The organism is Streptomyces sp. NPDC058663 (assembly GCF_042716745.1).
Taxonomy (GTDB): domain Bacteria; phylum Actinomycetota; class Actinomycetes; order Streptomycetales; family Streptomycetaceae; genus Streptomyces.
In genome coordinates this window covers 1-23424 of sequence record NZ_JBHXRV010000004.1, presented here as the reverse complement: position 1 = coordinate 23424, position 23424 = coordinate 1, and the positions used below count along the sequence as shown (strand labels likewise).

Annotated in this window: 17 protein-coding genes and 1 tRNA gene; 11 read left to right on the top strand and 7 right to left on the bottom strand. The window is 68.4% G+C overall.

The genetic code is table 11. The features are described from left to right. Window positions 1-128 precede the first annotated feature (128 nt). Entirely contained in the window at window positions 129-2867 is a 2739-nt protein-coding gene (polA, locus tag ACFWVV_RS03975) for a DNA polymerase I (protein WP_384347151.1), read from the bottom strand. 150 nt (window positions 2868-3017) lie between these two features. Here polA and ACFWVV_RS03970 point away from each other — a divergent pair, with 150 nt between their 5' ends. Together ACFWVV_RS03970 and ACFWVV_RS03965 are read left to right on the top strand one after the other, a co-directional pair. Continuing rightward, window positions 3018-5297: an FdhF/YdeP family oxidoreductase gene (locus tag ACFWVV_RS03970; protein WP_384347148.1), complete on the top strand. Its 2280-nt coding sequence runs from the start codon at window positions 3018-3020 to the stop codon at window positions 5295-5297. 50 nt (window positions 5298-5347) lie between these two features. Further along, on the top strand, window positions 5348-5821 hold the full coding sequence (locus tag ACFWVV_RS03965; RefSeq protein ID WP_384347145.1) for a PaaI family thioesterase: 474 nt from the start codon (window positions 5348-5350) through the stop codon (window positions 5819-5821). On the opposite strand, the gene ACFWVV_RS03960 is transcribed toward ACFWVV_RS03965, so the two are convergent. Beyond that, window positions 5811-7670, bottom strand: a complete 1860-nt coding sequence (locus ACFWVV_RS03960) for a Xaa-Pro dipeptidyl-peptidase (RefSeq protein ID WP_384347143.1) — start codon at window positions 7668-7670, stop codon at window positions 5811-5813. The two genes, ACFWVV_RS03965 and ACFWVV_RS03960, sit on opposite strands and share 11 nt — an antisense overlap. 202 nt (window positions 7671-7872) lie before the next feature. Then, window positions 7873-8130 carry a hypothetical protein gene (locus ACFWVV_RS03955; protein ID WP_384347141.1) on the bottom strand — a complete coding sequence of 86 codons (258 nt, stop codon included), beginning with the start codon at window positions 8128-8130 and terminating at the stop codon, window positions 7873-7875. A gap of 178 nt (window positions 8131-8308) precedes the next feature. On the opposite strand from ACFWVV_RS03955, the gene ACFWVV_RS03950 reads away from it, so the two are divergent. The 6 genes from ACFWVV_RS03950 to ACFWVV_RS03925 all read left to right on the top strand — a co-directional run bounded on the left by ACFWVV_RS03950 (window position 8309) and on the right by ACFWVV_RS03925 (window position 14943). Beyond that, window positions 8309-8722, top strand: coding sequence for a hypothetical protein (locus ACFWVV_RS03950; protein ID WP_384347139.1), 414 nt, complete (start codon window positions 8309-8311; stop codon window positions 8720-8722). A 536-nt stretch (window positions 8723-9258) separates the two neighbouring features. After that, window positions 9259-10500 (top strand): branched-chain amino acid ABC transporter substrate-binding protein, encoded by a 1242-nt coding sequence (locus ACFWVV_RS03945; RefSeq protein WP_384347136.1) that lies wholly within the window; start codon window positions 9259-9261, stop codon window positions 10498-10500. 99 nt (window positions 10501-10599) lie between these two features. Continuing rightward, the gene (locus ACFWVV_RS03940) at window positions 10600-11532 is read left to right on the top strand and encodes a branched-chain amino acid ABC transporter permease (RefSeq protein WP_384347133.1); all 933 of its coding nucleotides are present in this window, start codon (window positions 10600-10602) and stop codon (window positions 11530-11532) included. Between the two features lie 5 nt (window positions 11533-11537). Further along, entirely contained in the window at window positions 11538-13274 is a 1737-nt protein-coding gene (locus ACFWVV_RS03935; RefSeq protein WP_384347130.1) for a branched-chain amino acid ABC transporter permease, read from the top strand. 5 nt (window positions 13275-13279) lie between these two features. After that, complete coding sequence (locus ACFWVV_RS03930) at window positions 13280-14230, top strand: ABC transporter ATP-binding protein (RefSeq protein ID WP_384347128.1); 951 nt, start codon at window positions 13280-13282, stop codon at window positions 14228-14230. Beyond that, on the top strand, window positions 14227-14943 hold the full coding sequence (locus ACFWVV_RS03925; RefSeq protein WP_384347125.1) for an ABC transporter ATP-binding protein: 717 nt from the start codon (window positions 14227-14229) through the stop codon (window positions 14941-14943). Before ACFWVV_RS03930 ends, ACFWVV_RS03925 begins: the two co-directional genes overlap by 4 nt. 75 nt (window positions 14944-15018) lie before the next feature. On the opposite strand, the gene ACFWVV_RS03920 is transcribed toward ACFWVV_RS03925, so the two are convergent. Continuing rightward, window positions 15019-15678 carry an ANTAR domain-containing response regulator gene (locus ACFWVV_RS03920; RefSeq protein WP_384347122.1) on the bottom strand — a complete coding sequence of 220 codons (660 nt, stop codon included), beginning with the start codon at window positions 15676-15678 and terminating at the stop codon, window positions 15019-15021. Between the two features lie 98 nt (window positions 15679-15776). Between ACFWVV_RS03920 and ACFWVV_RS03915 the strand changes: the two genes are divergently transcribed. Beyond that, window positions 15777-15851: transfer RNA gene (locus ACFWVV_RS03915), tRNA-Leu, on the top strand. Window positions 15852-15960: 109 nt separating this feature from the next. Continuing rightward, complete coding sequence (locus ACFWVV_RS03910; RefSeq protein ID WP_384347120.1) at window positions 15961-16722, top strand: transcriptional regulator; 762 nt, start codon at window positions 15961-15963, stop codon at window positions 16720-16722. 10 nt (window positions 16723-16732) lie between these two features. Here ACFWVV_RS03910 and pyk read toward each other — a convergent pair whose 3' ends face one another. Next, the gene (pyk, locus tag ACFWVV_RS03905; RefSeq protein WP_384347118.1) at window positions 16733-18166 is read right to left on the bottom strand and encodes a pyruvate kinase; all 1434 of its coding nucleotides are present in this window, start codon (window positions 18164-18166) and stop codon (window positions 16733-16735) included. 144 nt (window positions 18167-18310) lie between these two features. Then, complete coding sequence (locus ACFWVV_RS03900; protein ID WP_384347116.1) at window positions 18311-19012, bottom strand: SIMPL domain-containing protein; 702 nt, start codon at window positions 19010-19012, stop codon at window positions 18311-18313. 207 nt (window positions 19013-19219) lie between these two features. Here ACFWVV_RS03900 and ACFWVV_RS03895 point away from each other — a divergent pair, with 207 nt between their 5' ends. Next, window positions 19220-21025, top strand: a complete 1806-nt coding sequence (locus ACFWVV_RS03895; protein ID WP_384347113.1) for a bifunctional metallophosphatase/5'-nucleotidase — start codon at window positions 19220-19222, stop codon at window positions 21023-21025. Between the two features lie 156 nt (window positions 21026-21181). Here ACFWVV_RS03895 and ACFWVV_RS03890 read toward each other — a convergent pair whose 3' ends face one another. Continuing rightward, entirely contained in the window at window positions 21182-22612 is a 1431-nt protein-coding gene (locus ACFWVV_RS03890; protein ID WP_384347111.1) for a lysine N(6)-hydroxylase/L-ornithine N(5)-oxygenase family protein, read from the bottom strand. Between the last annotated feature and the right edge of the window lie 812 nt (window positions 22613-23424).

Genomic DNA, 23424 nt, shown 5'->3' with positions numbered 1-23424 from the left:
CGGGCCCCGTCCCGCAGAGGCGTCCCCGTCCCGCAAGGCCCCCGGGGCTCACCCGTAGAGGCGTCCCCCGTGGCGCCGGCGCCCCACGGGCGGCGGGGGCCGCTCTCCGGCCCCCGCCCCTGTCCCGCTCAGTGCGCGGCCGACTCCCAGTCCGCGCCGACGCCCACCGACACGTCCAGTGGCGCCCGCAGTTCGACCGCCGAGGCCATCTCGTGGCGGACGATCTCCTCGACCTGCTTCCGCTCGCCCTTCGCGATCTCCAGCACGATTTCGTCGTGCACCTGGAGCAGCATCCGCGAGGTCATCCCGGCCTTCTCCAGCGCGGCGTCCACGTTCAGCATCGCCACCTTGACGATGTCGGCGGCGGTGCCCTGGATGGGGGCGTTGAGTGCCATCCGCTCGGCCATCTCGCGGCGCTGCCGGTTGTCGCTGTTGAGGTCGGGCAGGTAGCGGCGGCGGCCGAGCATCGTCTCCGTGTACCCGGTCGCCCTGGCCTCCTCCACGGCGCGCTGGAGGTAGTCCTGCACCCCGCCGAACCGCTCGAAGAAGGTGTTCATCAGACCGCGGGCCTCGCCCGCGTCGATGTTCAGCTGCTGGGAGAGGCCGAACGCGGAGAGCCCGTAGGCCAGCCCGTACGACATCGCCTTGATCTTGCGGCGCATCTCCGGGTCGACCGCGGAGCGCTCCACCCCGAACACCTGGGAGGCGACGGTCGTGTGCAGGTCCTCGCCGGACTTGAACGCCTCGATCAGGCCCGCGTCCTCGGAGAGGTGGGCCATCACCCGCAGTTCGATCTGGCTGTAGTCGGCCGTCATCAGGCATTCGTAGCCCTCGCCAACGACGAACCCGCGGCGGATGGCACGCCCCTCGTCGGTGCGGACCGGAATGTTCTGCAGGTTGGGGTCGGTGGAGGACAGGCGTCCGGTGGCCGCCACCGTCTGGTTGAAGGTGGTGTGGATCCGGCCGTCGGCGCCCACCGTCTTGATCAGGCCCTCGACGGTGACGCGCAGCTTGGCCTGCTCCCGGTGGCGCAGCATGATCACCGGCAGTTCGTGCTCGGTCTGCGCCGCCAGCCAGGCCAGCGCGTCCGCGTCCGTGGTGTACCCGGTCTTGGTCTTCTTCGTCTTGGGCAGGGCCAGCTCGCCGAAGAGGATCTCCTGGAGCTGCTTGGGCGAGCCGAGGTTGAACTCGCGGCCCGCCGCGTCGTGCGCCTCGCCGACCGCCTGCTGCACCGCGCCCGCGAACTGCTGCTCCATGGACTGCAGGTGGGCCTGGTCGGCCGCGATCCCGTGCCGTTCCAGGCGGGCGAGCAGGATCGAGGTGGGCAGCTCCACGTCGTGCAGCAGCCCGTGCGCGCCGACCTCCTCCAGCTTCGTGCCGAGGGCGTCGCCGAGGTCGAGGACGGCGCGCGCCTGCGTCATCAGCGCGTCCGCGCCCGCATGGTCGTCGTCCTCGGACCCGAACGCCAGCTGTCCGTCGGCGACCGCCGCCGGGGCGAGCTCACGGCCCAGGTACTCCACCGACAGCGCGTCCAGCGCGAAGGAGCGGCGGCCCGGCTTCACCAGGTAAGCGGCCAGGGCGGTGTCCATGGAGACCCCGTCGACCTGCCAGCCGTGCTCGGGGAAGACCCGCATCACGCCCTTGGCGTTGTGCAGCACCTTGGAGCGCTCCGGGTCCGCGATCCAGCCGGCGAACGCCTTCTCGTCGGCCTCGTCGATCTCGGCCGGGTCGAACCAGGCCGCCTTCCCGTCGGCGGCCGCGAGGGCGACCTCGGTGACATTGCCGGTGCCCAGCGCCCAGGTGTCGACGGTGGCCACACCCAGCGGCCGCGCCCCGTGCTCGGCCAGCCACGGTGCGAGCTCACCGGCCGCGAGCACCGTCCCGTCCAGCGCGATACCGGCGGCCGGGGCCGCCGTCTCCTGCTCGGCGGCACCGGGGTCCACCGCGTACAGCCGCTCACGCAGCGACGGGTTGCGGATCTCCAGCACGTCCAGGACGCCGGCCACCGCCTCCCGGTCGTAGGGGGCGCGCGCCAGGTCCGCGGGCCCCTTGGCCAGCTCCACGTCGCGCACCATCTCGGTGAGCTTGCGGTTCAGCTTCACCGCGTCCAGGTGGTCCCGGAAGTTCTGCCCGGCCTTGCCCTTGACCTCCTCGGCGCGCTCCACCAGCTCGGCGAACGAACCGAACTGGTTGATCCACTTCGCGGCGGTCTTCTCCCCGACACCGGGAATGCCGGGCAGGTTGTCGGACGGGTCGCCGCGCAGCGCCGCGAAGTCCGGGTACTGCTGCGGAGTCAGCCCGTACTTCTCCTCCACCTTTTCCGGGGTGAATCGGGTCAGCTCGGAGACGCCCTTGGTCGGGTAGAGCACCGTGACGTGCTCGGTGATCAGCTGGAAGGAATCCCGGTCGCCGGTCACGATCAGCACGTCGAACCCGGCCTCCTCGGCCTGGGTGGCGAGCGTCGCGATCACGTCGTCCGCCTCGAACCCGTCGATCGCGAACCGGTCGACGTGCATCGCGTCGAGCAGCTCGCCGATCAGCTCGACCTGCCCCTTGAACTCGTCGGGGGTCTTGGACCGGTTCGCCTTGTACTCGGGGAACTCCGTCGAGCGCCAGGTCTTGCGCGACACGTCGAACGCCACGGCGAGATGCGTGGGCGCCTCGTCACGCAGGGTGTTCGCCAGCATCGACGCGAAACCGTAGATGGCGTTGGTCGGCTGGCCGCTCGCCGTCGTGAAGTTCTCCGCGGGCAGCGCGAAGAACGCCCGGTACGCCAGGGAGTGCCCGTCCATGAGGAGCAGGCGGGGACGTCCGCCCGAGGTCTCGGCGGTCGGCTTGTCTGTCTTCTTCGCTGCTGTCTTTGCCACGCCCCCGATCCTAGGCCGCCGCACTGACAATCCTCGTCCCGCCGCATCCCGTCCCTCCCCCGAAGACTCACTGTCAGTGCTCCGTGACAGGATCGGACACGTACCCGAAGTAGACGCCCGCAGCACCACCACCGCTCGAAGGGGAGCGCCATGGCAGCGAAGCCGCCCGCAGGGGACCCGGTCCAGGACGCGCCGCAGGTCGCCTCCCCGCAGCACGCCGCCGCCGGACTGCCCGCCATCGCCCACACCCTGCGCGCCGCACACCAGCAGATGGGCACGGCCCGCACCGCGCGCACCCTCCTCAAGGTCAACCAGAAGGACGGCTTCGACTGCCCCGGCTGCGCCTGGCCCGAGGAGGACAAGCGGCACACCGCCGAGTTCTGCGAGAACGGCGCGAAGGCCGTCGCCGAGGAAGCCACCCTGCGCCGCGTCACCCCCGCGTTCTTCGCCGCCCACCCGGTCTCCGAGCTCACCGGACGCAGCGGGTACTGGCTGGGGCAGCAGGGCCGGATCACCGAGCCGATGTACCTGGCCGAGGGCTCCGACCGGTACGAACCGGTGACCTGGGAGCGCGCCTTCGCCCTGATCGCCGCCGAGCTGAAGGCGCTCGGCTCCCCCGACGAGGCCGTCTTCTACACCTCGGGCCGCACCAGCAACGAAGCGGCGTTCCTGCTCCAGCTCTTCGCCCGCGAGTTCGGCACCAACAACCTGCCCGACTGCTCCAACATGTGCCACGAGTCGTCGGGCTCCGCGCTGACGGAGACCATCGGCATCGGCAAGGGCAGCGTCTCGCTGGAAGACCTGCACCGGGCCGACCTGATCATCGTCGCCGGGCAGAACCCGGGCACCAACCACCCGCGCATGCTGAGCGCACTGGAGAAGGCCAAACAGGCCGGCGCGAAGATCATCTCGGTGAATCCGCTGCCCGAGGCCGGCCTGGAGAAGTTCAAGAATCCGCAGACCCCCCTGGGCATGCTCAAGGGCACCGCCCTCACCGACCTCTTCCTGCAGATCCGGCTCGGCGGCGACCAGGCGCTCTTCCGCCTCCTCAACAAGCTCATCCTTCAAACCCCGGGCGCGGTCGACGAGCTGTTCGTCCGCGAACACACCCACGGGTACGAGGAGTTCACGGCCGCCGCGAAGGCCGCCGACTGGGACGAGACGCTGACCGCCACCGGCCTGGACCGCACCGACATCGAGCGCGCCCTGCGCATGGTGCTTCAGTCCCGGCGCGTCATCGTGTGCTGGGCCATGGGCCTCACCCAGCACAAACACTCCGTGCCGACCATCCGCGAAGTCGTCAACTTCCTCCTGCTGCGCGGCAACATCGGCCGCACCGGCGCCGGAGTCTGCCCCGTCCGCGGCCACTCCAACGTCCAGGGCGACCGCACCATGGGCATCTTCGAGCGGCCCGCACCCGCCTTCCTCGACGCCCTCGACAAGGAATTCGGCATCACCTCGCCCCGCCACCACGGGTACGACGTGGTCCGCGCCATCCGGGCCCTGCGCGACGGCGACGCCAAGGTGTTCTTCGCCATGGGCGGCAACTTCGTCTCCGCCACCCCCGACACCCACGTCACCGAGGCCGCCATGCGCAAGGCCCGCCTCACCGTCCACGTGTCGACCAAACTCAACCGCTCGCACGTCGTCACCGGCACCCGCGCCCTGATCCTGCCCACCCTCGGACGCACCGACAAGGACGTCCAGAGGAGCGGAAAGCAGTTCGTGACGGTCGAGGACTCCATGAGCATGGTGCACGCCTCCCGCGGCAACCTCGCCCCCGCGAGCAAGCACCTGCTCTCCGAGCCGGCCATCGTCGCCCGCCTGGCCCGTGCCACCCTCGGCAAGGAGTCCGCCACCCCCTGGGAGGACTTCGAGCGGGACTACTCCACCATCCGCGACCGGATCTCCCGCGTCGTCCCCGGCTTCGAGGACTTCAACGCCCGCGTCGCCGCACCCGGCGGCTTCACCCTCCCGCACGGCCCGCGCGACGAACGCCGCTTCCCCACCGCCACCGGCAAGGCCAACTTCACCGCCGCACCCGTCGAGTACCCCGAACTCCCGCCCGGGCGGCTGCTGTTGCAGACCCTGCGCTCGCACGACCAGTACAACACCACCATCTACGGCCTCGACGACCGCTACCGCGGCATCAAGGACGGCCGCCGCGTCGTCCTCGTCAACCCGGACGACGCCCGCTCCCTCGGGCTGGCCGACGGCACGTACACCGACCTGGTCAGCGAGTGGAAGGACGGCGTCGAGCGGCGCGCCCCCGGCTTCCGCGTCGTCCACTACCCGACCGCCCGCGGCTGCGCCGCCGCCTACTACCCGGAGACCAACGTCCTGGTCCCCCTCGACGCCACCGCCGACACCAGCAACACCCCCGCCAGCAAGTCCGTGATCGTACGTCTGGAACAATCACCGACCGTCTGAGCGTTCGCTTAGCAAACCGACGGTCGTGTACATCGAACGGAGCCTGGCCCATGGGTGAGCAGACCCCCGCGAAGTTCCCGCAGGAAGTCGTCGACGAGTACGCCGCACTCGGCGTCGACCTGCCCGCGCTCCTCTCCGCCGGACACCTCGGCACGCGGATGGGTGTGGAGATCGTCGAGGCGTCCACCGACCGCGTGGTCGGCACGATGCCCGTCGAGGGCAACACCCAGCCGTACGGACTGCTGCACGGCGGCGCCTCGGCCGTCCTCGCCGAGACCCTCGGCTCGATCGGCGCGATGATGCACGGCGGCAGCAAGAAGCTCGCCGTCGGCGTCGACCTCAACTGCACCCACCACCGGGGCGTCCGCAGCGGACTGGTGACCGGTGTGGCCACCCCCGTCCACCGCGGACGCTCCACCGCCACCTACGAGATCGTCATCACCGACGAGCAGGACAAGCGGGTCTGCACGGCCCGCCTGACCTGCATGCTGCGCGAAGTCGACCCGGGCGCGGTCAAGGGCTGACCGGCAGCGTCACACTGCTCACCCCGGCCCGGACCGTCATCCTCGTCCCGGCCGGGTGGCGCAGGGTGTAGTCGAAGTCCGTCGACACCAGCACCACACCGAGCCGGTGCCCCTTCTTGAAGACATACTCCTGCGGCTCCATACCCCACCTCAGGCCGTACTCCCGCCCCTCCACGACCTTGTCCTGGCTGGAGAGGGAGTTCCGGTTGCGCACGTCCAGCCAGCCCCGCGACACGATTTTGAAGTCGGCGCTCTCGGTACGGTGCCGGGTCCGGTAGGCACAACCGGTGTCCCCCGGGATGCCCTGGCCGTAGCAGACCTGGGGCTGCGAAGTGTCGGCCGCCGTGCCCGCCGTCGCCCTCATATCCTTCCCGTAGTCCACCAGGAGCGCCGTCACATACGGCGAGGTGCCCTTCAGTGACGCCACCACCGACAGCTTCGGCACCCCGTTGATGCGCACGTCCCGCTTCAGGGCGTCGGTCGTGTACGCCAGCCGGTTCGGATTGTCCGCCTCCGGCAAGGCCACCAGCTGCTCCGCCTTCACCGTGCGGCCCGCGTCCGTCAGCGTCTCCTTCACGGGCAGCCCCGGCCACGCCCCCAGCCGCCCCCCGGAATTCAGCCGCAGGGACTGCTCCCGTGTGCCGCGCGCCGGCCACTCCGACTGCCGCTTCCACGTGAAGTCCGCCTGCTCGACGTCCACCTTCGGCTCGTCCAGGGCACCGTTCTTCAGCCCGTACAGCCAGTGGTCGAACCACTGGTGGGTCTGCCGCAGCCACTCCTCCATCCGCAACGGCATCGGATTGCTGTGCCCGGCCTGGTGCAGCCACATCTTGCGCGGCACACCGTGCTTCCTCAGGGCGTCCCACAGCTGCACGGAGTGCTTGGTCTTCACGTTCCAGTCGTTGAAACCGTGCACGACGAAGACCCCGGCCTTGATCTTCCCGACGTCCGGCAGATAGTCCCGCTCCTTCCAGAACGGCCCGTAGTCACCGGTCTCCCGGTCCTGCGCCGCCGTCAGCTCGTCATGAACCGCGGCGCACACCTCCGGATTGCTGCGGCTGTTGACACCCTTGGCCAGGATGTCGGTGTCCTCGCCCTGGTAACCGCCCGGCGCGACGACACCGCCGTTCGCCCGGTAGTAGTCGTACCAGGACGAGATCCCCGAGATCGGCACGATCGCCTTGAGGCCCTTCACCCCGGTCGAGGCGACGGCGGTGGGCAAGGTCCCGTTGTACGAGATGCCCATCATCGCCGAATTGCCCGTCGACCAGGTCGCCTCGACCGGCTTGCCGTCCACGTCCCAGCCCCTGGCCCGCCCGGCCAGCCAGTCCACAGCGGCCTTCGCGCCGAGGGTCTCATTGCGCCCGCCGGAGGTCGAACAGCCGGTGGCCTTGCCGGAGCCGACATTGTCGACCTCCGCGACCGCGTAACCGCGCGGCAGGTAGTAATTGTCGTAGTAGCCGCCGTACGTCACCGGGCCCGCCGCCGCGAGGGCCGGCTGCCGGCTCGCACCCAGGCGCTTGCCCAGCGGCAGGCCGTCGCCGTCCAGGTCGACGTTGTGGAACGGGACGTCGGGCCCACCGCCCCAGTACGGGCTCGCCTCGATGATCGTGGCCACCTTCAGCCCGGCGTCGGTCTCCTTGGGTCGCAGGATCCGCATCCGTACCGTGTCGCGCTTGCCGTCGCGGTCGCTGTCCGTCTCGGTCTCGACGTCGACCTGCTGGGACACGGCGTCGGCGCGGGAGAACACCGGCTGCGTCTCGTTGCCGACGATCTTCAGTGCGGGCCGCGGATCCTGCGCGACGGCCGGGGCAGGCAGCGCGACAAGGAGGGACGCGGCGAGTGCCACGACCCCCCACGTGCGTAATGCCCTCGTCCGTTGCGCCGTACGTGGTGCGTTCGCTCTCGTCATCGTGCCTGCCTCCGGGGGCGCGGGGGATGTGCCGGTCACACGCAAAGCACACGGCACATTCCACCGCTCCGGTCCCCGATGCACCAGGGGGAAGGCGCCTTCTTTAAGGCAGCCGAGAACCGCACCCTCTGCGCGCCAGCTACCTCACCCACAAGGTGTAGGGCGGGTACATGCCGGTGTTGTTGGCGCGACACCTGTACTCACGGAAGCCTTCGCGCACGTACTGTTGTCCCAGGTCGACGCACCGCTGCCATGTGTAATCACCGATGTACTTCCACGCGGCCGCGCTCACCTGCGAACTGGCCGCGCCGGACAGTGAGCCCGCCGCCTGTGCGGGCACGCTCGCTCCACAGATCACCAGGACTGCCGCCCCCGCACTCACTACTGCTGCACGCATACGCACTTCGCGATTCCTCCCTGGCAGGCCGCCCCCAGAGAGGCGGGGTCACGGCCGAATGTCTACGCTCGGCGCGCCCATTACAGCCCGCCACCCGCAACGGCACCACAGGTAATCAAGCCCCCGGTTCCGGCCACCGTCCGGTAGCCGGGAAAGCCCCAACACGTAGACTGGCACAGTGAGTTCAGGTCGTGCATTACTTCACCGGACCACGCCCAGGAGCACCCTCGCGCTGGTCGCCGCACTCCTGTGCACCTCCGCGTGCAGCAGCGCGAAGGCACCCACGCCGACCAGCACAAGTTCAGCCGCCCCCGCCTCCACCACGCCCGTCGACGTGTGCACCTCCCTCGTCGGATACTGGGTGAAGGAAGCCCTGCGGGGCAACAAGTGGGCCGGCATCGACTGGGAGCAGAAGGGCCTTTCCAACGAGCAGTTCGGCGTACACGAGAAGGTGCTCACCGAGGCGCGCGCCGAGCAGAAGAGGAACGGGAAGGCCGCCGCCGAACAGCTCGCGGACCGCAGGGTCCGTGAGGAGTGCAAGGCCTCCAACGGTGCCACCGGAAGCTCCGAGAACTGGCGCGATCCCGCGTAGCGGCAGCGGAGGCCCGGAACGGGCACGCCATTACGCGTAAGCACCGACCACCGCTACGCACCTGGACGGCACCCGGCCCCTCCCCGCCACGCCTCGACGTAACGCTGAGTAATGGTCGAGCGGGAAGGTCGGCCGCCCATGCTCTCCGCACCGCCTGCCCGCACACCTCGAACGCACACAAACCGCACCACGCGCCGCGTCAGCACCAAGATCACTTCAAGCCCCTTAGCGGAACTGCCAGTTCTCAGCATGCGAGAAAAAGACACCCGGCCCAAAAGGCCGTTCTGTCCCGACTTGGGCACCAAGCTCTCGCCACGGCATAACAAGACAGTCACATCCTGCCTCTACCGACTCCCCGAGTCCTTCACCTGCGCTTAGAGTCACGGCCAGTCACCGCGCCGTCGGGCACGACTGCAAGCGACTGCCAGCACCTGGCAGGAACAGTCATTTCAGCGCCCCAACACCACGCCCCAGTTCGGCCCGGCCAGTGCCACGGCACCTCAGCAGAGGAGGCCGCGCCAGGGAAAGGATTCACCGTGCGACACCGTTCCTTGCTCATACTCACCACCGTGCTCACCACCGGAGCACTCACCCTCACCGCCTGTTCCTCTCGCGACGAAGGCGGCAAGGGCAGCAGCAACGGCGGATCGGGCAAGACCACCACCGTTGTCATCGGTGTCGATGCCCCGCTCACCGGATCTCTCTCCGCCCTCGGCCAGGGCATCAAGAACTCCGTGGACCTGGCGGCCAAGACGGCCAACAAGAACAAGGAAGTCCCCGGCGTCGAGTTCAAGATCGAAGCCCTCGACGACCAGGCGATCCCCGCCTCCGGCCAGGCCAACGCCACCAAGCTCGTCGGCAACAAGGACGTCCTCGGCGCCGTCGGCCCGCTGAACTCGGGCGTCGCCCAGTCCATGCAGGGCGTCTTCGAGTCCGGCGGCCTCCTCCAGGTCTCCCCCGCCAACACCAACCCCTCCCTCAGCCAGGGCGACAACTGGGGCAAGGGCGAGAAGAAGCGCGGCTTCAAGACCTACTTCCGCACCGCCACCACCGACGTCATCCAGGGCAAGTTCGCCGCCCAGTACCTGTTCAACGACGCCAAGAAGAAGAAGGTCTTCGTCGTCGACGACAAGCAGACCTACGGCGCCGGCCTCGCCGCCATCTTCTCCGCGGAATTCAAGCGCCTGGGCGGCCAGGTCGTCGACACCGACCACGTCACCAAGGACGAGAAGGACTTCTCCTCCACCGCCAACAAGATCAAGGGATCCGGCGCCGACTCGGTCTACTTCGGCGGCCAGTACCCCGAGGGCGGCCTCCTCTCCGACCAGGTCAAAAAGGCCGGAGCCAACATCCCACTCATGGGCGGCGACGGCATCTACGACCCCGCCTTCATCAAGGCCTCCGCCCAGGCCAACGACGGCGACCTCGCGACCTCCGTCGGATTCCCCGTCGAGAAGCTGCCCACCGCCAAGACCTTCATCGACAACTACAAGGCCGAGGGTTACAAGGACCCGTACGCGGCCTACGGCGGCTACTCCTACGACGCCGCCTGGGCCATCATCCAGGCCGTCAAGGCAGTCGTGCAGGGCAACAACGGCAAGCTGCCCGAGGACGCCCGCGCCAAGGTCGTCGAAGCCATGTCCAAGGTCTCCTTCGACGGTGTGACCGGCAAGGTCGCCTTCGACCAGTACGGCGACACCACGAACAAGCAGCTCACCGTGTACGCGGTCAAGAACGGCGCCTGGACCGACGTCAAGAGCGACACGTTCAACGACTGACCCACCAGCACTCCCCGCACTGACCGAACAAACCGCGCGAGGGCGCAAACAGCGCCCTCGCGCGGTGTCATATCCGACACGCTCATCGGAGGCCCTGCGGTGCACGAACTGCCGCAACAGCTGGTCGACGGTCTGGCCCTCGGTGCCCTGTATGGCCTCATCGCCATCGGGTACACCATGGTCTACGGCATCGTCCAGCTCATCAACTTCGCCCATGGCGAGATCTTCATGGTCGGGGGCTTCGGCGCCCTCACCACGTACCAGATACTCCCTGACGGGACATCTCTCGTGGTGGCCCTGCCCCTCATGCTCATAGGCGGAGCGATAGTCTCCGTGGCTGTCGCCACAGCCGCGGAACGCTTCGCATACCGACCCCTGCGCGGCGCCCCGCGACTCGCACCCCTCATCACCGCGATCGGACTCTCGATCGTCCTCCAGCAACTCGTCTGGGGCTTCTTCCCCGGCGCCAAGGCCGCGGTGAACTTCCCCGAGTTCACCGGCGCCAACATCAAGATCTTCGACAACCTGGCCATCGAACGGGCCGACCTCTTCGTCTTCATCGCAGCCCCCGTCTGCATGTTCATCCTCGGCCTCTTCGTCTCCAAGAGCCGCAGCGGACGCGCCATGCAGGCCACCTCCCAGGACCGCGACACCGCGAAACTCATGGGAATCAACACCGACCGCATCATCGTGATGGCCTTCGCGATCGGAGCCGCCTTCGCCGCCGTCGCAGCCACCGCCGACGGCCTCAGCAAGGGCCAGCTCACCTTCAACATGGGCTTCATCCTCGGCCTCAAGGCCTTCACCGCGGCCGTCCTCGGCGGCATCGGCAACATCTACGGAGCCATGGTCGGCGGCCTCGTCCTCGGCGTCGCCGAATCCCTCGCCACCGCCTACATCGCCGACATCCCCGGCATGCAGCTGCTCGGCGGAGGAAGCTGGAAAGACGTCTGGGCCTTCGCCCTCCTCATCCTCGTCCTCCTCTTCAGGCCCCAAGGCCTGCTGGGCGAACGCGTCGCGGACAGGGCGTGAACACCATGACCACAGACCTCACGAAGAACGCCAACACCTCCCAGGCACCCGCCGGAGCCCAGGCCACCCTGTTCCGGCGCGTCATCGCCGCAGGCGGCGCCCTCAGCATCGCCAGCACCTTCCTCAACTGGACCTACACCGACGAGTTCCCCGGCAACCTCACCGTCACCGGCTACCCCGGCGGCCTCCAGATCCTCACCCTCGTCGCCGGACTGCTCGTCCTGCTCTACGCACTGAGCGCACTCGGCATCAAGGGCCTCACCTGGCTCGCCCCCACCGGCACCACCAAAGCCCTGCGCCTCCTGGCCCTCGGCCTGTTCGGCACCACCTGGTTCACCGCCGTCGCCATCGCCGTACAACTCGGCGGCATCAACCACCTCGACCCCGGCGGATTCATCGCCGCGGTCGCCTCCGCGCTCCCGCTCCTGGCATTCAAACTCCCCGAAGACACCCGCCAGGCCAAGCGCCCCAAGGAACTCCCCTCCTGGGCAGAGATCCTCATCATCATCGCCGTGTTCGCAGTCGGCCTTGGCGTCATCGCCTACGGCATCGACACCGACTACTCCGAACTCTTCATCGGCTTCCTCATCACCGCGGGCTTCGCCGCAGCCGCCATCGGCAAGGCCGGACTCCTCGCACGCCTCACCGAACTCACCTACAAGCACCGCAACGTCACCATGGCCGGCGCGTTCGCCGCCGCCGCCGCATTCCCGTTCACCCAGAGCACCGACACCTTCACGCTCATCGGCGTCAACATCCTCATCTTCGCCACCGTCGCCCTGGGCCTGAACATCGTCGTCGGCCTCGCCGGACTCCTCGACCTCGGATACGTCGCCTTCCTCGGCGTCGGCGCCTACACCGCCGCCCTGGTTTCCGGCGCCGGCTCCTCCGTCTTCAAGATCCAGTTCCCCTTCTGGGCCGCCGCACTCCTGGGCGCACTCGTCTCGCTGATCTTCGGCGTCCTCATCGGCGCCCCCACCCTGCGGCTGCGCGGCGACTACCTCGCCATCGTCACCCTCGGCTTCGGCGAGATCTTCCGGATCACCGTCAACAACCTCGACGGCACATCGGGCCCCCGCGTCACCAACGGCCCCAACGGTGTCTCCAACGTCCCGCCGATCGAAATCCTCGGCTACAACTTCGGCGAAGCACACACCGTCTTCGGCATCGAGATCAGCAAATTCACCAACTACTTCCTGCTGATGCTCCTCGCCACCATCATCGTCGTCCTCGTCTTCCGCAGGGCAGGAGACTCCCGCATCGGCCGCGCCTGGGTCGCCATCCGCGAAGACGAAACCGCCGCCACCGCCATGGGCATCAACGGCTTCCGCGTCAAACTCATCGCCTTCGCACTCGGCGCAGCCCTCGCCGGCCTCGCCGGCTCCGTCCAGGCGCACGTCACCACCACCGTCGTACCCGAGAGCTACCAGTTCGCCGGCCCCGTTCCGCCCAACTCCGCATTCCTCCTCGCCGCAGTCATCCTCGGCGGCATGGGCACCATCAGCGGCCCCCTCCTCGGCGCCTCACTGCTCTACCTCATCCCCGCCAAACTGCAATTCCTCGCCGAATACCAACTCCTCGGCTTCGGCATCGCCCTCATCCTGCTGATGCGCTTCCGCCCCGAAGGCCTCATCGCCAACCGGCGCGCCCAGCTCGAGTACCACGAAACCGACCAACTCGACGTACCCGACCAGCCCACCGTCGGCACCGGCGGCGTCGGCATCACGAAGGCGGGGGCGTGAACCCCATGGCAACTCCCACAGCCACCACCGACACCGCAGCGACCGGCCAGGCCGTCCTCGACGCGAGCGGCGTCACCATGCGCTTCGGCGGCCTCACCGCCGTCCGCAACGTGAACCTCACCGTCAACGCAGGCGAAATCGTCGGCCTCATCGGCCCCAACGGTGCCGGAAAGACCACCTTCTTCAACTGCCTCACCGGCCTCTACATCCCCACCGAGGGCAAGGTCACCTACAAGGGCACCGTCCTGCCGCCCAAGCCCCACCTCGTCACCCAGGCAGGCATCGCCCGCACCTTCCAGAACATCCGGCTCTTCTCCAACATGACCGTCCTGGAGAACGTCCTCGTCGGCCGCCACACCCGCACCAAAGAAGGCCTCTGGTCCGCCCTCCTGCGCGGCCCCGGCTTCAAGAAAGCCGAAAAGGCCTCCCACGAACGCGCCATGGAACTACTGGAGTTCATCGGCCTCGAAGCCAAGGCCGACCACCTCGCCCGCAACCTCCCCTACGGCGAGCAGCGCAAGCTCGAAATCGCCCGGGCCCTCGCGAGCGACCCCGGCCTGCTCCTCCTCGACGAGCCCACCGCCGGCATGAACCCCCAGGAAACCCGCGCCGCCGAAGAGCTCATCTTCGCCATCCGCGACCAGGGCATCGCCGTACTCGTCATCGAGCACGACATGCGGTTCATCTTCAACCTCTGCGACCGCGTCGCCTGCCTCGTCCAGGGCGAAAAACTCGTCGAAGGCACCCCCGACGTGGTCCAGAGCGACGAACGCGTCGTCGCCGCCTACCTCGGCACCCCCTTCGAAGGCGCCCCCGGCGCCGAAGAAGCCGCCGAAGTCGAAGCGGCAGAGGCACACGCCGCCGAGGGCCAAGCCTCCGGGAGCCAAGCCTCCGAGCCCCAGGCCGACGCACCCAGCACCACCCGCACGGACCGCACCGAAGGAGACACCCAGTGACCGCCCTCCTGGAGGTGGAGGACCTCCGCGTCGCCTACGGCAAGATCGAAGCCGTCAAGGGCATCTCCTTCAGCGTCGAAGAGGGACAGGTCGTCACCCTCATCGGCACCAACGGCGCCGGCAAAACCACCACCCTGCGCACCCTCTCCGGACTCCTCAAGCCCTCCGGCGGCCGCATCACCTTCGACGGCAAACCCCTCGACGGAGTCCCCGCCCACAAGATCGTCGCCCTCGGCCTCGCCCACTCCCCCGAGGGACGCCACATCTTCCCCCGGCTCTCGATCACCGAGAACCTCCAGCTCGGAGCATTCCTCCGCAGCGACAAAGACGGCATCCAGAAGGACATCCAGCGCGCCTACGACCTCTTCCCCATCCTCGGGGAACGCCGGAAGCAGGCCGCGGGCACCCTCTCCGGCGGCGAACAGCAAATGCTCGCCATGGGTCGCGCCCTGATGTCCCAGCCCAAACTCCTCATGCTCGACGAACCCTCCATGGGCCTCTCCCCGATCATGATGCAGAAGATCATGGAGACCATCGTCGAACTCCGCTCCAGCGGCACGACGATCCTCCTCGTCGAGCAGAACGCCCAGGCGGCGCTCTCCCTCGCCGACCACGGCCACGTCATGGAAATCGGCAAGATCGTCCTCTCCGGCACCGGCCAGGACCTCCTGCACGACGAATCCGTCCGCAAGGCCTACCTCGGCGAGGACTGACCCTCCCGTACGCACACGAAGGGGCCCGGCCCGCGTTCACCACGCGGACCGGGCCCCTTGTCGTAGACCTCGGGCCTACTGCTCCTTGGCCGCCGCCTTCTTCTCCTCGGCGTCCTCGATGACCGCCTCCGCCACCTGCTGCATCGACAGCCTGCGGTCCATCGACGTCTTCTGGATCCACCGGAACGCGGCCGGCTCAGTCAGCCCGTACTGCGTCTGAAGGATCGACTTCGCCCTGTCCACCAGCTTCCGCGTCTCCAGTCGCTGCGTGAGGTCAGCGACCTCGTTCTCCAGCGTCTTCAGCTCGGCAAACCGTGAGACGGCCATCTCGATGGCCGGGACGACGTCGCTCTTACTGAACGGCTTCACCAGGTACGCCATGGCCCCCGCGTCCCGCGCCCGCTCGACCAGGTCACGCTGCGAGAACGCGGTCAGCATCAGGACCGGGGCGATGGACTCGGCGGCGATCTGCTCGGCGGCGGAGATGCCGTCGAGGACCGGCATCTTCACATCGAGGATCACCAGGTCCGGCTTGTGCTCCCGGGCCAGCTCGACGGCCTTCTGCCCGTCCCCGGCCTCACCCACGACCGAGTAGCCCTCTTCCTCCAGCATCTCCTTGAGGTCGAGCCGGATGAGGGCTTCGTCCTCGGCGATGACGACGCGGGTCGTCAGCGGCGGAACGTGCGACTTGTCGTCGTCGGCGACGGACGGCTGGGGCGACTCGGGGGTGGTCACGGGGCTCCTTGATACGGGGCAGATACAGCTGCCAAGAGCGTACCTAGCTACGGTATGGTGGTCATGCAGCGGGTCGAGGGAAACCTTCGATTCGTTAGGCCCCGGTAGCCCAATTGGCAGCAGGCAATGGATTCAAAACCCATACAGTGTCGGTTCGAATCCGACTCGGGGCACTTTTCCTTGGATTCCAAGGTCACGTGATTTCGGCGACACTTCACGCAAACGTGTGAGCGTGTCGCCATTCTTATGCACTGCGGCGGGATCACTCGCAACATCGCTCTCGTGTACGACATGGCAACGCGTAAGCGAGCACTTTCCCTCGTCGCCCAAGGGCGCAGCTTGAACTCCGTGAGCCAGGAAACCGGGATATCCCGTTACGCCATCCGCTCCTGGCAAACCCGCATCGAGCCCCTTCCGCGCATTACGGGTGCGCTGATTCGCCACACACCGGCGGACCCAGCTGCGTACTCATACCTTCTCGGCCTCTACCTGGGCGACGGATGCCTCAGCGAGCACCCGCGTGGCAAGGGCTACTACCTACGCATCGCATGCGCCGACGCCTGGCCCGGCCTCATCAAGGCATGCCGGGCCGCAATCCTGGAAGTTCACCCCGAGAGTAAGGTGTACGTCCTCCAGCGGCAGGGGTGCGTCAACGTAACCAGCTACAGCCAAAGTTGGCCCCACCTGTTCCCGCAGCACGGTCCAGGCAGGAAGCACGATCGGTCCATCGTCCTGGCGCCGTGGCAGCAGGGCATCGTGGACGAGTACCCATGGGAATTCATCAGAGGCCTCTACCACTCCGACGGATGCCGGATCACCAACTGGACGACCAAAATGGTGTCCGGCGAGCGCAAGCGCTACGAGTACCCCCGCTACTTCTTCAGCAACAAGTCGGACGACATCCGCAAGCTCTTCGCCGATGCCCTCACACGAGTCGGCGTGGAATGGACGACCCTCGCCCGAGGCAGCGACCCGTTCAACATCTCCGTGGCCCGACGGGCGTCCGTAGCTCTCATGGACGCCCACGTCGGGCCGAAGTACTAGTCAGCACAACCTACTTCGGGCTGTCGTCCTCGCCGATGTGGTGGATGCGGACCAGGTTCGTGGAGCCCGCGACTCCCGGCGGGGAGCCGGCCGTGATGACGACCACGTCGCCCTTCTGGCAGCGGCCGATGCGGAGCAGTTCCTCGTCCACCTGGGCGACCATCTCGTCCGTGGAGTCGACCTTGGGGCCGAGGAAGGTTTCCACGCCCCAGGTGAGGTTCAGCTGGGAGCGGGTGGACTCCTCGGGGGTGAAGGCCAGGAGCGGGATGGGCGAGCGGTAGCGCGAGAGGCGCTTGACGGTGTCGCCGGACTGGGTGAAGGCGACCAGGAACTTGGCGCCGAGGAAGTCGCCCATTTCGGCGGCTGCCCTGGCTACCGCTCCGCCCTGGGTGCGGGGCTTGTTGCGTTCGGTGAGCGGGGGCAGGCCCTTGGCGAGGATGTCCTCCTCGGCCGCTTCGACGATGCGGGACATCGTGCGTACCGTTTCGACGGGGTACTTGCCGACGCTCGTTTCGCCGGAGAGCATCACGGCGTCCGTGCCGTCGATGACGGCGTTGGCGACGTCGGAGGCTTCGGCGCGGGTGGGCCGGCTGTTCTCGATCATGGAGTCGAGCATCTGGGTGGCGACGATGACCGGCTTGGCGTTGCGCTTGGCGAGTTTGATGGCGCGCTTCTGGACGATCGGGACCTGCTCCAGCGGCATTTCGACGCCGAGGTCGCCGCGGGCGACCATGATGCCGTCGAAGGCGGCGACGATGTCGTCGATGTTGTCGACGGCCTGGGGTTTTTCGACCTTGGCGATGACGGGGAGGCGGCGGCCCTCTTCCTTCATGATGCGGTGGACGTCTTCGATGTCGCGGCCGCTGCGGACGAAGGAGAGGGCGATGATGTCCGCCCCGATGCCCAGGGCCCAGCGGAGGTCTTCGATGTCCTTTTCCGAGAGTGCGGGGACGGAGACGGCGACGCCGGGGAGGTTGAGGCCCTTGTGGTCGGAGACCATGCCGCCTTCGATGACGGTGGTGTGGACGCGGGGGCCGTCGACGGAGGTGACTTCGAGGGTGACCTTGCCGTCGTCGACGAGGATGCGTTCGCCGGTGGTGACGTCGGTGGGGAGTCCTTCGTAGGTGGTGCCGCAGGTCTGGCGGTCGCCCTCGGTGGGTTCGGCGGTGATGGTGAAGTCGTCGCCGCGTTCAAGGAGTACGGGGCCTTCGCGGAAGCGTCCGAGGCGGATCTTCGGGCCTTGAAGGTCGGCGAGGATGCCGACGCTGCGGCCGGTCTCTTCGGAGGCTTTGCGGACGTGGGCGTACCGCTCCTCGTGTTCGGTGTAGGTGCCGTGGCTGAGGTTGAAGCGGGCGATGTCCATTCCGGCTTCGACCAGGGCCTTGATCTGGTCGTATGTGTCGGTGGCGGGGCCCAGGGTACAAACGATCTTTGCTCGGCGCATGGTTCGAGCCTAGGGCTTACCGATGGGTAGGTAATTGGCTGGGCATGACTACTCAACAACCTTTGGGTGAAAGGTTATTGACAAGTGTTGAATTGTGCGCGGGGGTGCTCTGATGAGCAATTCGACTGAGGGTGGACCGAGGGTTCAGAGGGTGGGCGGGGCCATCGTGAAGCGTGCGTTGACGTGGGCGTGGACGGTCTGGCGCTGGGGTTCGAGGTCGAGGGCGGGGGCGGATTCGGGGGCTGCGGCGCCGCGGGCCATGCCGCCGAATCCGGCGGCGGCGGGGTAGTCGTAGGAGGCGGTGTTCTCGCTGCCTTCGTCGGCGAGTTCGAGGAGGGCGACGAGGTGGGTGCCGAGGGCTTCGGCGTATTCGCGGGCGCGGACGACGGCTTCGCGGACTGCCTGGGTGCGGGCCTGGCCGTAGACGGGTGAGGTGGGGCGCAGTGCCCACCAGGGGCCGTCGACGCGGGTGAGTTCGAGGTCGGAGAGGCGCGTGGTGAGTTCGCCGAGGGCGGTGAAGTCGGCGAGTTCGGCGGTGAGGTGGACGCGGCCGTGGTAGGCGCGGATGTGTTCGCCTCGGCCTTTGCGGGTGAGTTCGGGGTTGATGGAGAAGGAGCCGGTTTCGAGTTTTTCGACGGCGTCGCCGTAGGTCTTGACGATTTCGAGGGCGGCGGCGTTGCGCCGGGTGAGGTCTTCGAGGGCGGTGCGGCGATCGGTGCCGCGGGCGCTGACGGTGATGCCGATGCGGGCGATTTCGGGGTCGACTTCGAGGCGGGCCACGCCGCGGACGGCGACGCGGGGGGCGTCGGGGGTGCCGTAGGGGGCGGGGGTGGTGGGGGTGATCATGGGTGGGGCTCCTTGGGTGGCATGCGGGTGTGGATGTGGGCGCGGGTGGTGTGCGGGTGCGGTGGGGTGCCGTACGGACCACTGTGGCATCCGCGTCCGACATCGGGGAGTCATCGGATCGAAACCTGTAGGGGGTGTCGTGGTGGGCGGTACTGGGTCAGAATCTACGCGCGTTGTGCAGGGCAGCGCGGGGACGAAGGAGTGCAAATGCCGCTGAATCGACGGAAGTTCCTGGGCAGTGCGGCTGCTACTGGTGCCGGTGCGGCGCTGGTGGGCGGGGTCGCGGGGTCCGCGGAGGCCGTGGAGCTGGGCGTCGCGAAGGGGCGGGGCCCGAAGCGGTACGCGTTCACGGTGATGGGGACGACCGATCTGCACGGGAATGTCTTCAACTGGGACTATTTCACCGACAAGGAGTTCGACGACAAGGACCACAACGACGTCGGTCTGGCGAAGATCTCCACTTTGGTGAATGCGGTGCGCAAGGAGAAGGGCCGCGGCAATACCCTGCTGATAGACGCGGGTGACACGATTCAGGGCACCCAGCTTTCGTACTACTACGCGAAGGTCGACCCGATCACCGCGAAGCGTGGTCCGGTGCACCCGATGGCGCAGGCGATGAACCGGATCGGCTACGACGCGGCGGCGCTCGGCAATCACGAGTTCAATTACGGAATTCCGGTGCTGCGGAAGTTCGAGGAGCAGTGCGATTTCCCGCTGCTGGGTGCGAATGCGCTGGATGCGAAGACGCTGCGGCCGGCGTTCCGTCCGTACAGCATGCACCGGCTGCGTACCCCGCACGGGCGGGATGTGAAGGTGGCGGTGCTGGGGCTGACGAATCCCGGTATCGCGCTGTGGGACAAGCAGAATGTGCAGGGGAAGATGGTGTTCCCGGGGCTTGAGGAGCAGGCGGCGAAGTGGGTGCCGAAGCTGCGGTCGATGGGTGCGGATGTCGTGCTGGTGTCGGCGCACTCGGGTTCCAGTGGGACGTCTTCGTACGGTGACCAGCTTCCGTACGTGGAGAACGCGGCGGGGCTGGTGGCCGAGCAGGTGCCGGGCATCGACGCGATTCTGGTGGGGCACGCGCACACGGAGATCCCGGAGTACTTCGTCGAGAACAAGCAGACCGGGAAGAAGGTCCTGCTGTCGGAACCGCTGAAGTGGGGGCAGCGGCTGACGCTGTTCGACTTCGAGCTGGTGTGGGCGAAGGGCCGCTGGTCGGTGGAGAAGGCGTCGTCGCGGGTGCTGAACTCGAACACGGTGGCGGAGGACCCGCGGATCACGCGGATGCTGGGTGATGAGCACAAGAAGGTCGTGGCGTACGTCAACCAGGTCATCGGTACCTCGACGACGGCGATGACGACGGCGGAGGCGGCGTGGAAGGACGAGCCGCTGATCGACCTGATCAATCTGGTGCAGACGGAGACGGTGAAGGCGGCGCTGGCGGGCGGGGAGTACGCGGCGCTGCCGGTGCTGTCGCAGGCGTCCTGTTTCTCGCGGACGGCGAAGGTTCCGGCGGGGCAGATCACGATCAAGGACGCGGCGGGGCTGTACCCGTTCGAGAACACCCTGGAGGCGCGGCTGCTCACGGGCGCGCAGCTCAAGGAGTACCTGGAGTACTCCGCGAAGTACTACGTGCAGACGCCGGCGGGTGCCCCGGTGGACCCGGCGAAGCTGACGAACGCGGAGAGCACCCCCGACTACAACTACGACGTGGTGTCGGGGCTGACGTACGAGGTGGACATCGCGAAGCCGAAGGGTGCGCGGATCGTGAACCTGGCTTTCGAGGGGAAGCCGGTCGAGGCGAAGGCGCAGTTCGTGTTCGCGGTGAACAACTACCGGGCGTCGGGCGGTGGGGCGTTCCCGCACATCGCGGGGGCCAGGCAGCTGTGGGCGAATTCGGAGGAGATCCGGAACACGATCATCACGTGGGTGCGGGCGAAGGGGACGGTGGACCCGAAGGCGTTCGCGTCGGTGGACTGGAAGCTGACCAGGGACGGTAAGCCGGTGTTCTAGCGGGTCCGTGGGCGTCGTGATCGGGTGGGCCGTCGTGATCCGGTGGCCGGTGTGATCGGGTGGGCCGTCGTGATCCGGTGGCCGGTGTGTGGTGCGGGGTGGCGTGGGCGGGGTTCCGCTTGCGTCACCCCGTTGTGCTGTGCCGCCGGGCCTTGGTCAGACCTTGAGCTGTACGAGGTCTTCGCGCGGGGTGGGGAGGTGGGGGCGGGTGGGGGTGCCGAGGCCGAAGGTGGTGAAGGCGGTGCGGGCGGGGAGGGGGTAGGCGTCCGTGCCGGTGAGGGAGTTGAGGATGACGGCGCTGCGCCAGGCGGCGAGTCCGAGGTCGGGGGCGCCGACGCCGTGGGTGTGGCGTTCGGCGTTCTGGACGTACACGGAGCCCTGGACGACGGGGTCCAGGAGGAGGCGTTGGTGTGCGTCGATGCGGGGGCGCTGGGAGGAGTCGCGCTTCATGTACGGGTCGAGGGCGGCGAGCAGCCGGTCGACGGGGCGTTCGCGGTAGCCGGTGGCGAGGACGACGGCGTCGGTGGTGAGGCGGGAGCGGGTGCCCTGCTGGGTGTGTTCGAGGTGGAGTTCGACCTTGGTGGTGGCGACGCGGCCCGCGGTGCGGACGTGGACGCCGGGGGTGATGGTGACGTCGGGCCAGCCGCCGTCGAGGGTGCGGCGGTAGAGCTCGTCGTGGATGGCGGCGATGGTGTCGGCGTCGATGCCCTTGTGCAGTTGCCACTGGCGGGGCAGGAGTTCGTCGCGTACGCCTTCGGGGAGGGCGTGGAAATAGCGGGTGTAGTCGGGTGTGAAGTGTTCCAGGCCGAGCTTGGAGTACTCCATGGGGGCGATGGCTTCGGTGCGGGCGAGCCAGGTGAGCTTCTCGCGGCCGGTGGGGCGGGCGCGGAGGAGGTCGAGGAAGACCTCGGCGCCGGACTGGCCGCTGCCGATGACGGTGACGTGGTCCGCCTTGAGCAGGTTGGCGCGGTGGTGGAGGTAGTCGGCGGAGTGGATGACGGGGACGGCGGGGGCTTCGGCGAGGGGCTTGAGGGGTTCGGGGATGTAGGGGGCGGTGCCGATGCCGAGGACGAGGTTGCGGGTGTAGGTGCGGCCGAGGGCTTCGGCCTCGCCTTCGGGGTCGAGCTGGGTGAAGTCGACTTCGAAGGCGATGCGTTCGGGGTTCCAGCGGACGGCGTCGACCTGGTGGCCGAAGTGGAGTCCGGTGAGGCGGCCGCTGACCCAGCGGCAGTAGGCGTCGTATTCGGAACGCTGGATGTGGAAGCGCTCGGCGAAGTAGAAGGGGAAGAGGCGTTCGCTGTCGCGGAGGTAGTTGAGGAAGGTCCAGGGGCTGGAGGGGTCGGCGAGGGTGACGAGGTCGGCGAGGAAGGGGACTTGGAGGGTGGCGCCTTCGATGAGGAGGCCGGGGTGCCAGTGGAAGGCGGGGCGCTGTTCGTAGAAGGCGGTCTTGAGGCCGCCGTGGATGCCGTCGGCGAGGGCGGCGAGGGAGAGGTTGAAGGGGCCGATGCCGATGCCGACGAGGTCGTGCGGTGCGGGCTGGGGGGCCTGCGGGGGCGGTGGGGGCTGAGGAGGCGGTGGGACGGTCATCGCAGGAACCTTTCGGTAGGGGCGGGGATGGTGAGGGGACGAAGACGGGCTGCTCCCGTTCCGCCGCCGGAGACGGGCGGGAGGGGGCCCGTGCCGGTACCGCGTGCGGGGGCGGAGAGGGCGTCCGGACCCGGGACTGGGGGTGGGGTGCTCATGCGGGGTCCTTCGCAGGTGCGGGCGCGGGGGCGACACACCAGGGTGTACGGGGCAGGCGGCGGGTGTCCGGAATGGTCAACGATCTCGACCCGAAAGTGGTACTGCGGGGCGCGGGGGCGGGGCTGGTTGTTGCCGGACTGATATGGGCGATCGCGGACGTGGGTGGGTGAGGGGTGGGGTGGCCGGGGGTGAGGTGCAGGGCTCGGAGCTCGGGATGCAGGGCGCAGGGCTCGGAGCTCGGGATGCAGGGCACGGTCCGCAGGAGGCGGGATGTGGGGTGCGGGCCGGGGGCGAGGGGTGGGGATGGCGCGGGGTGGGGCGTGGGGGCGCGGGGTGCAGGGAACGGGGCTCGGGATGCAGGGCACGTCCGCAGGAGGCGGGGTGCGGCCTGTGCGGGATGTGCGGGATGTGCGGGGCCGCAGGGAACGGGGCCACGGGGAACGGAGACGGCGGTGGCCGGCCGGGGTCTCCCCCCGGCGGCCCCCGCCGGCCGGGGCACCCCATACCCCGCCGCGGGGGGGGGGGGGCGGCGTGGTGAGGCGGGGGGGGCGCGCGCGGGCGGCCCCCCCCCCGCGACCCTCCGATGCCTCCGCCTCCTCCCCGGCCTCCGTCTCCTCCCCGGCCCCTGTCTCCTCCCTGGCCCCCGTCTCCTCCCC

What these genes read in the sequence shown, in the direction of transcription:
- ACFWVV_RS03970 (WP_384347148.1), top strand. Translation starts at nt 3,018, where the DNA reads ATGGCAGCGAAGCCGCCCGCAGGGGACCCGGTCCAGGACGCGCCGCAG.
- ACFWVV_RS03965 (WP_384347145.1), top strand. Translation starts at nt 5,348, where the DNA reads ATGGGTGAGCAGACCCCCGCGAAGTTCCCGCAGGAAGTCGTCGACGAG.
- ACFWVV_RS03955 (WP_384347141.1), bottom strand. Translation starts at nt 8,130, where the DNA reads ATGCGTGCAGCAGTAGTGAGTGCGGGGGCGGCAGTCCTGGTGATCTGT.
- ACFWVV_RS03935 (WP_384347130.1), top strand. Translation starts at nt 11,538, where the DNA reads ATGACCACAGACCTCACGAAGAACGCCAACACCTCCCAGGCACCCGCC.
- ACFWVV_RS03930 (WP_384347128.1), top strand. Translation starts at nt 13,280, where the DNA reads ATGGCAACTCCCACAGCCACCACCGACACCGCAGCGACCGGCCAGGCC.
- pyk (WP_384347118.1), bottom strand. Translation starts at nt 18,166, where the DNA reads ATGCGCCGAGCAAAGATCGTTTGTACCCTGGGCCCCGCCACCGACACA.
- ACFWVV_RS03900 (WP_384347116.1), bottom strand. Translation starts at nt 19,012, where the DNA reads ATGATCACCCCCACCACCCCCGCCCCCTACGGCACCCCCGACGCCCCC.
- ACFWVV_RS03895 (WP_384347113.1), top strand. Translation starts at nt 19,220, where the DNA reads ATGCCGCTGAATCGACGGAAGTTCCTGGGCAGTGCGGCTGCTACTGGT.
- ACFWVV_RS03890 (WP_384347111.1), bottom strand. Translation starts at nt 22,612, where the DNA reads ATGACCGTCCCACCGCCTCCTCAGCCCCCACCGCCCCCGCAGGCCCCC.